The sequence below is a fragment of the Streptomyces neyagawaensis genome, from assembly GCF_023516595.1.
Lineage (GTDB): Bacteria > Actinomycetota > Actinomycetes > Streptomycetales > Streptomycetaceae > Streptomyces > Streptomyces neyagawaensis.
The window spans coordinates 40047-48466 of sequence record NZ_JAMGBG010000165.1 but is presented as its reverse complement, the minus strand read 5'-3'; the positions used below and the strand labels follow the sequence as shown (position 1 = coordinate 48466).

The 8420-nt window shown below is 73.6% G+C and carries 7 protein-coding genes; 3 read left to right on the top strand and 4 right to left on the bottom strand.

The features are described 5' to 3' along the window. The coding region (locus M8J73_RS40635; protein WP_249829759.1) for an LAETG motif-containing sortase-dependent surface protein at positions 1-506 on the top strand (506 nt) is incomplete at its 5' end. A 98-nt stretch (positions 507-604) separates the two neighbouring features. Here M8J73_RS40635 and M8J73_RS40630 read toward each other — a convergent pair. Both M8J73_RS40630 and M8J73_RS40625 read right to left on the bottom strand, forming a co-directional pair. After that, on the bottom strand, positions 605-1474 hold the full coding sequence (locus M8J73_RS40630) for an esterase/lipase family protein (protein WP_055537096.1): 870 nt from the start codon (positions 1472-1474) through the stop codon (positions 605-607). A gap of 176 nt (positions 1475-1650) precedes the next feature. Further along, a complete protein-coding gene (locus tag M8J73_RS40625; protein ID WP_055537095.1) occupies positions 1651-2097 on the bottom strand; it encodes a MarR family winged helix-turn-helix transcriptional regulator in 447 nt (148 codons plus the stop codon). A 93-nt stretch (positions 2098-2190) separates the two neighbouring features. Between M8J73_RS40625 and M8J73_RS40620 the strand changes: the two genes are divergently transcribed. After that, entirely contained in the window at positions 2191-2565 is a 375-nt protein-coding gene (locus M8J73_RS40620; protein WP_055537094.1) for a cupin domain-containing protein, read from the top strand. A gap of 69 nt (positions 2566-2634) precedes the next feature. Here M8J73_RS40620 and M8J73_RS40615 read toward each other — a convergent pair whose 3' ends face one another. Together M8J73_RS40615 and M8J73_RS40610 are read right to left on the bottom strand one after the other, a co-directional pair. Further along, entirely contained in the window at positions 2635-3603 is a 969-nt protein-coding gene (locus M8J73_RS40615; RefSeq protein ID WP_055537093.1) for a DNA polymerase Y family protein, read from the bottom strand. Beyond that, entirely contained in the window at positions 3600-7160 is a 3561-nt protein-coding gene (locus tag M8J73_RS40610) for a DNA polymerase III subunit alpha (RefSeq protein ID WP_055537092.1), read from the bottom strand. Before M8J73_RS40610 ends, M8J73_RS40615 begins: the two co-directional genes overlap by 4 nt. A 141-nt stretch (positions 7161-7301) precedes the next feature. Here M8J73_RS40610 and M8J73_RS40605 point away from each other — a divergent pair, with 141 nt between their 5' ends. Continuing rightward, positions 7302-8375, top strand: coding sequence for a DUF3533 domain-containing protein (locus M8J73_RS40605; protein ID WP_249829758.1), 1074 nt, complete (start codon positions 7302-7304; stop codon positions 8373-8375). Positions 8376-8420: the final 45 nt, after the last annotated feature.

The following is an 8420-nucleotide window of genomic DNA, read 5'->3' as shown; positions in this document are numbered from 1 at the left end:
TGCTGTACACGGTCTGGCAGCGCTCGGACAGCCCCGAGGCGTTCTACTCCTGCTCGGACGTCACCTTCGGCGGCACAGGCACGGGTACGGGCTCCGGTTCCGGCTCCGGCTCCGGCTCCGGCGGCGAGACGTCCGCGCCGCCGAGCGCGCCCTCCGACGAGCAGATCGCGGACGGCGCCGACAAGTCGACCGTCGAGCACGGCGGCCACGGTGACGACGACGCGGCCACGACGACGGACCCGACCCCGGCGAGGTCCGCGAAGTCCTCCCCCGGGACCGACACCGAGGGTACGGCCGCCAGGTCGGCCGACGGACCGGTCGACGGCGGTGACGCCCCCGGCGAGGAGGAGCCCGTCGGCGCCCGGGAAAACCTCGCCGAGACGGGTGGGTACGGCGTGACCCCGTATGTGGCGATCGGCGGCGCGGCGGTCCTGGCGGCGGGTTCCTCGCTGCTGTTCGCCGCGGCCCGCCGCCGTGCGGCCAAGGATGGCCCGCACGGCGGGTGACGGACTCCGGGGCCTGCCCGGCGGCTCAGGTCGGACAGGCCCCGGCGGTGTACGTCCGGGTCACCCGCGCCACGGGTGACCCGGCGTGTGGGCACGTGTCAGCCGACGACCGACAGACAGGTCGTCGGGGTGGCGCGGGCCGGGTCGAGGGCGTTGGTGACCTCGTGGAAGGCAATGCGGTCGAGGAGCCCGATCGCCGCGTGCTCGGAGAGGTCGACGGCGCACAGGTCCTGGATGACGACGTTGCGTACGTTCGGGCCGTCGAGGAACTGGGACCGGTAGGGCGTGACGACCTCGTCGTACTTGGTGGCGAGGACCGTGTAGGTGACGCCGGGCACGGTGTCGCCGCCCGCGTTGAGCTTCGTCAGGAACGGGGAGCCGACGACCTGGTCGGCGAGGGCGGGGGTGGCGGTGGACAGCAGATCGCCCGCGCCGGGGAAGTAGTCGAGGAGTTGGGTGAGGCCGCCCAGGGTGGTGCCGTGGTTGGAGGGGGCGATGCCGATGAGGGCGTTCACCTCCGCCGCCCCGCCGAGGAACTTGAGGTAGTAGCGGGGCATCATGCCGCCCTGCGAGTGGCCGACGAGGTCGACCTCGGCGGCGCCGGTCGAGGCGAGCACCTGGTCGACGAAGGTGTCGAGCTGTCGCGCCGACTTGTCGATCGGGCCGAGACCGTGGAAGAAGGGGACGCCGGGGAGCTGTCCGTAGTCGAGCGAGTAGACGCAGTACCCGCGGTTGACCAGGTACGGGGCGAGGCCCAGCCAGTTGTCGACGGAGTTGGCGAACGTTCCGTGGACGAGGACGACGGGGCGGGGGTGGGCGCTGGAGGGTTTGCACGCATAGTCGTTCCAGCCACGGCTGGAGGTGGCGGCCGTGTCGGCGGCCGCGGCGGAGGTGGCGGGGACGGTGGTCGCCGCGGCGGCGAGGAGCAGGGCGGCCAGCGGTCTGATCAGGCGCTTCCAGGGCAGCATCGGGTGATCTCCTTGCGGCTCAAAGGGGACGTGCGACGGCGTTCGCCCTGTGATCCGGATCACGAGGATGCTGTTCTATCCAGCCAAGTTACGGGTGGGTAGTAAAAGTGGGAAGTTACGCGTCAGTAAAAACTTCAAGCGGTGCCCGTGGATGCTGATAGAGGACGGCGAAACCGTCACCAGGCGGGCCTGATGGGGCCATAGGGGGCGATGCGCGCCAACTGTTCGCGCAGCGCCCGCACTTCCGCCTCCCCGCCGAGCGCGCCGCTCCACCCCTCGACCACCTCGGCCGCCGCCTCCTCCGCGGCCCGGGTGCAGGCCCATCCCCGCTCGGTCAGCACGACCAGCCGGGCGCGGGCGTCACGGGGGTGCGGCCGGCGCTCGACATACCCCTTGGCGACCAGTTCCTCGACGAGCTGACTGGCGCCCTGCTTGGTCACTCCGAGATGACGGGCGAGCTCGGTGACCGTCGCACCGTCCGGGGCGAGCCGGGTGAACGCGAACCCGTACGCGGGCCGCCCCTCGAAGCCGCGGGCGACGACCCCGTCATGGATGCGCTGCGTCAGCTCACCCGCGACGGCGAGCAGGGCGGCGGTGAGCCCGAGGGCCTCGGAGTTCTGCATGCCCGCATTGAAACACTCTTGACGAACTGGTCAAGCGGCTTGACCATCGAGGCATATAGTCAAGCTGCTTGACCATCTTTCCAGGAGGCCCGTATGCCCGTCGTCCGTTCGTCCGACGCCGTCGCCCATGAGATCCACGGCGCCCGCTTCGTCTCGTACGCCACGCCCCGCACCGGCAGCAGGGAACTGGCGGCCTGGCGGGGCGAGATCCCCGCCGGCACCAAGGCGCCCGCCCACACCGTCACCAAGGAGGAGATCCTCCATCTGCTCGACGGGGAGCTGCTGATCACGCTCGACGGCCGCACCGAGCGCGTCGGGGCGGGCGACACCCTGATCGTCAACGCGGGGGCGACCCTCACCGTGGAGAATCCGACGACGGAGACCGCCGTCACCTGGGTCACCACCTCCCTGGGCCTGGAGGCCGAGCTGACCGACGGCACGCGGATCGTGCCGCCGTGGGCCAACTGACGCCTCTCCCGTGGGGATCCCCCGTCGACGTCCCCCGTGGGGCTCCCCCGTCGGTGCCCCCTACGCGTGTCATGCCGCCAGCGTCCCCGGCAGGATCGCGCGTGGGCCGAACTTCGCCCGCGCCCGGTCCGCGACCTCCTCGATCCGGCGGAGCTTGTCGTCGGTGGGGTCGAAGGCGAGCTGGTGGGAGGCCTCCTCGGCGGGGGTGAGCCCCTCGGCGCGCAGGGCGATCGCGCGGACGCGGGCGCGCTGGAGGCCGAGGGCGCCGTACATCCCGTAGGCGGCGCGGGCGAGTTCCGGCGAGTGGGCGGTCGGCTCCGGGAGCGTGCGGGTGCGGGTCGTCGAGGACCGGTCGGCATAGCGGACGGTGAGGGTCAGGGTGCGGCACACCTTGTCCAGGGCGCGCAGCCGGGAGCCCAGCTCCTCGGCGTCGAGGAGCAGCGCGCGGCGGTGCCGGTCCGGGTTCAACTCGTCGTGCGGGAAGGGGTGTTCGGCGGCGAGGGAGCGCGCGACGGCGTTGGGGACGACCCGGCCGCGGTCGACGCCGTTCGCCTTCTCGTGCAGTTCGCGGCCGGTCCGCGCGCCGACCAGGCGCTGGAGTGCGGACAGGGGCGCGGCGGCGACCCGGCCGAGGGTGTCGAGGCCGTACTCGCACAGGGTGCGGGCGGTCGCGGTGCCGACACCGGGCAACGCGGCAACAGGCCGCTCGGCGAGGAAGTCCACGACCAGGTCCTCGGGGACCGCGCACGGTTCGCCGGGCTCGGCCTGGCCCAGGGCCATCCGGGCGAGCAGCGGTCCGGGCCCGGCGCCGATCACACAGTCGATGCCGTAGAGCGCGAGGGCGCGGACCCGGATCAGCCGGGCCAGCTCCTCGGCGCCCCGGCCGAAGTACCGTTCGGCGCCCCGCAGATCGGCCAGCGCGCCGTCGGGCGGCAGCGCCTGGACGACCGGGGTGAAGTCCTCGAGCAGACCGAGCAGCCCGGGCAGGGCGGCCTCGTACTTCGGCGGCAGCTGGAAACGTACGCAGAGGATCGTCATCCCGCACTCCCTGGACTCTGGTGCCACAACTTCCGTACTTTCGAGGGCTCTTCGCCCGCGGGCCGCAGATCGGCCCACGGGTGCATCTCGTAGCCGGTGGGCAGCTGGATACGGCGGCCGTGCGTCGGGTCGCCGCCACTCGTGGGCACCGGCTCCGCCAGTCGCGGGGCGACCGCGTCGAGGCCGCCCTCGCGCCGCAGCTCCACCAGCTCGGCGAGGTTCCAGGCGGCCGACCCCACCACGCTGAGGCTGCGCGGGCCGCGCCGCTGCACCACTCCGCGCACCAGGAGCAGCCAGGAGTGGAAGACGGTGTGGGCGCACGCCTCGTGGGAGTCGTCGAAGAAGGCGAGGTCGACCAGGCCGGTGCCGTCGTCGAGGGTGGTGAAGACGACCCGTTTGCCGGAGCGGATCGGCGGGGTCTGGGTCGCCGCCTTGGCACCCGCGACCAGCACCGTCTCGCCGTGGCGCGCCTCGCGCAGCCGCCGCGCCGACACCACGCCCAGCTCGTCGAGGAACACGCGGTGGTCGTCCATCAGATTGCGGGAGACGTCCATCGACAGCACGCCCAGCTCGGCGCTGAGCCGCTCCGCCGAGGAGAGGTCGGGCAGCCCGGCCGGGGCGGTGCCTCGGCCGCCGGACAGCGGGAGCTGTCCCCCGCCGCCGCCCATGCCCCGGGCGCCCCGGTGCAGTTCGGTGAGGTGGAGCTGCAGATCGCGCCGGTTGGCGCCGAAGGCGTCCAGCGCGCCGACCTGGGCCAGCCGCTGGGCGAGCGGACGGCTCGGCCGGGCCCGCTCCCAGAAGTCCAGCAGCGAGGCGTACGGCTGCCCGTCCGCGATCCGCGCCGCCTCGGCCTCACTGATGCCGTGCACATCGGACAGGGCCAACCGCAGCCCCCAGATTTTCGTGGAAGGCCCCTCCGGGGAAGGCCCTTCCGACCCCCTTGATTCAGACACCAGTTCGATACGGTGGGCGGCCGCCGACCGGTTCACGTCCACCGGGAGGATCGGCACCCCCCGCCGCCGCGCGTCCGCCAGCAGCAGCCGCTTCGGGTACATCCCGGGGTCGTGGGTGAGCAACCCCGCGTAGAACGCCGCCGGATGATGCGTCTTCAGCCACGCCGACTGGTACGTCGGCACCGCGAAGGCCACCGCGTGCGCCTTGCAGAAGCCGTACGAGCCGAAGGCCTCGACGATCTCCCAGGTCCGGGCGATCGTCTCCGCGTCGTACCCCTTCGCCGCGGCGTGCTGCGCGAACCACACCCGGATCCGCCCCTGCGACTCGGGGTCGGAGAGCCCGCGCCGCACCCGGTCCGCCTCGTCCCGGCCGCAGCCGGTCATGAGGTGCACGATGTCGATGACCTGCTCGTGGAAGACGACGACGCCGTACGTCTCCCGCAGCGGCGCCTCCAGATCGGGGTGCGGGTAGCGGACCGGCGCCCGTCCGTGCCGGGCCGCGATGAACGGCCGCACCATGTCGGCGGCGACCGGACCGGGCCGGAACAGGGAGATGTCGACCACGAGATCGTGGAAGGTCGACGGCTGGAGCCGCCCCACGAGGTCCCGCTGGCCGGGCGACTCGATCTGGAAGCAGCCCAGCGTCTCGGTGGACCGGATCAGCCGGTACGTGGCCGGGTCGCCCTCACCGCGCTCGAAGTCGAGCGCGTCCAGGTCGACCCGCTCCCCCGTCGCCCGCTCCACCTCGGCCACCGCGTGCGCCATCGCCGACTGCATCCGCACGCCCAGCACATCGAGCTTGAGCAGCCCGAGGTCCTCGACGTCGTCCTTGTCGAACTGCGACATGGGGAACCCCTCGCCGCTGGTCGGCATCACCGGCGTACGGGCGAGGAGGGAGGAGTCGGAGAGGAGGACCCCGCAGGGATGCATGGCGACCCCGCGCGGCAGGGCGTCGAGGGACTCGACCAGCTCCCACAGCCTGCCGTACTTCTCCTTCTCCCCCGCCAGCTCCCTGAGTTCGGGCAGCTCCTCCAGCGCCGCGCGGGCGTCGCGGGCCCGGATGTGCGGGAAGGACTTGGCGATCCGGTCGATGTCGGCGGGGTCCATGGACAGGGCCGCGCCCACGTCGCGGACGGCGTGGCGGACGCGGTACGTCTCCGGCATCGCCACCGTCGCGACCCGCTCGGCGCCGAAGCGGCCGATGATCGCGCGGTAGACCTCCAGCCGGCGCGCGGACTCCACGTCGATGTCGATGTCGGGCAGCACGACCCGGCGCTTGGACAGGAACCGCTCCATCAGCAGCCCGTGCTCGACGGGGTCGGCGTGCGCGATCCCGAGGAGATGGTTGACGAGGGAACCCGCGCCGGAGCCCCGCGCGGCGACCCGGATGCCCATCCGCCGTACGTCGTCGACGACCTGGGCAACGGTGAGGAAGTAGGAGGCGAAGCCGTGGTGGGCGATGACGTCCAGCTCCTGGTGCACGCGCTCCCAGTAGTCGCGCCGGGTGTCGTAGCCGAGCCGCAGCATGCCCGCCGCCGCCCGCGAGGCGAGGACGCGCTGGGCGGTGCGGCGGCCGGCGCCGACGAGGTGCGGCTCGGGGAAGTGGACGGTGCCGAGGCCGAGGTCGTCCTCCGGGTCGACCAGGCACTCGGCGGCCGTGGCGCGGGTCTGCTCCAGCAGGCGGTACGCGGTGTCCCGGCGGTAGCCCGCGGCCTCGACGATCCGTTCGGCGGCGGCCAGCATGGCACCGGCGTCCTTGAGCCAGGCCTCCCCGGAGTCCAGCTCGCCCCGGGGGTCGACGGGGACCAGCCGGCGGGCCGCGTCCAGCACATCGGCGACGGGACCCATACCGGGGTCGGCGTACCGGACGGCGTTGCTGAGCACCGGGCGGATCCGCTGCTCGGCGGCGAAGCCCACGGTCCGGGCGGCCAGCCGCAGCGAGCCGGGGCCGGTGCCCTGACGGCCGTGCCACATCGTCTCCAGCCGCAGGGCGTCACCGAACCGCTCCCGCCAGGGGCCGAGGAGCTTCGCAGCACGGTCGGGGCGCCCGGCGGCGAGCGCGCGGCCCACATCGGAGGCCGGGCCGAGCAGCACGGTCAGGCCGTCGCCGACGCACTCCGTCCAGGGCAGCAGGGGCGGCCCCTCTCCCCGGCCGGCGGCCGCGCCCCGAACACCGGTCGCGCCCCGTCCACCGGCCGCGCCGCCGCCCGTGCCCCGGCCGCCGTCCTCATCGCTCCCCCCATGCGCCGCAGAAACGATTCTGCACAGCTCGGCCCACCCTTTGGCCCCCTCGCGGGCAAGGAACGTCACCCGGGGAGTCGACTCATCGACAAAGGCACCACCCCGGACGGGAGCCCGGCGTCGCGCCTGCCGCGCGGAGGGCTCGGGTGCCCCCACCGCCAGCTCGGCCCCGAACAGCGGACGGACACCCTCCGCCGCACAGGCCTTGGCGAACCGGACCGCGCCCGCGAGGGTGTCCCGGTCGGTGAGCGCGAGGGCGTCCATGCCGCGCTCGGCGGCGCGCTCGGCCAGCCGCTCCGGGTGCGAGGCGCCGTACCGCAGGGAGAACCCGGAGGCGGTGTGCAGATGCGTGAAGCCTGGCACCGCACCTCCCGCACTCGATCAATCGAACATCAGTTCACAGCCTGCCCGTCTCCACCATAGACCACTTTTCGAACCTCTGTACGACATCCGTTCGGCCCCACCCCACCTGCGCAAACACGCGGCGCCTCGGACCGTGAGGACATGACACAGCCGGCCGACAGCCCCCACCCGTCCCCCGCCCCGGACCCGGCCTCCCCGCCGTCCTTCCTCGACGAGCTGCGGGACGGGGTCACCCCGCGGGCCACCCTGCTGGTCGTCGGCGTCCTCGCCCTCCAGCTGCTTTTCATCGCCTCGTACGTGGGGGCCCTGCACCACCCGAAGCTCCGGGACGTGCCGTTCGGCGTGGTCGCGCCACGGGCGGCCGCCGAACAGACGGTGGCCCGACTGGAGGGGCTGCCGGGCGAGCCGCTGGACCCCCGCACGGTGACCGACACGGCGGCGGCGCGCGAGCTGATCCTGGACCGGGAGATCGACGGCGCCCTGCTGATCGACCCGGCCCGCACCACCGACACCCTGCTGGTCGCCTCCGGCGGCGGCCGTTCCCTCGCAGGCGCGCTGGCCGCCCTCGTCGCCACGTTGGAGCAGTCCGAGGGACGCACCCTGCGGACCGTGGACGTGGCCCCGGCCGGCCTCGGGGACGCCAACGGGCTCACGTCCTTCTATCTGGTCGTCGGCTGGTGCGTCGGCGGCTATCTGTGCGCGTCGGCGCTGGCGATGAGCGCGGGGGCGCGGCCCACCAATCTGCGGCGCGGGGTGATCCGGCTCGCCGCTCTGGCGGTGTTCTCGGTCCTCGGCGGGCTCGGCGGCGCGGTGATCGCCGGGCCGGTGCTGGGCGCCCTGCCCGGAAGCGTGGCGGCGCTGTGGGGTCTGGGGGCACTGGTCGTCCTCGCGGTGGGCGCGGCGACGCTGGCGCTCCAGTGCGCCTTCGGGATCGCCGGTATCGGGGTCGCCGTGCTGCTGGTGGTGGTCGCCGGCAACCCGAGCGCGGGCGGCGCGCTGCCCCCGCCGCTGCTGCCCCCGTTCTGGGCGGCGATCGGTCCGGCGCTCCCGCCGGGCGCGGGCGTATGGGTGGCCCGCTCGATCGCGTACTTCGAGGGCAACGACACCACCGTCCCCCTGCTGGTGCTCTCCGCCTGGGCGACGGCGGGGGCCGCCATCACCTTGGTGATGGCGGCCCTGAAGAGGAAGCCGGAACGCCGGCCCTCCGAGGTGTGAGCCGTGGGCCCCGGTCGTACGGCAGCCCGCCGGCGTGCCGGGCTC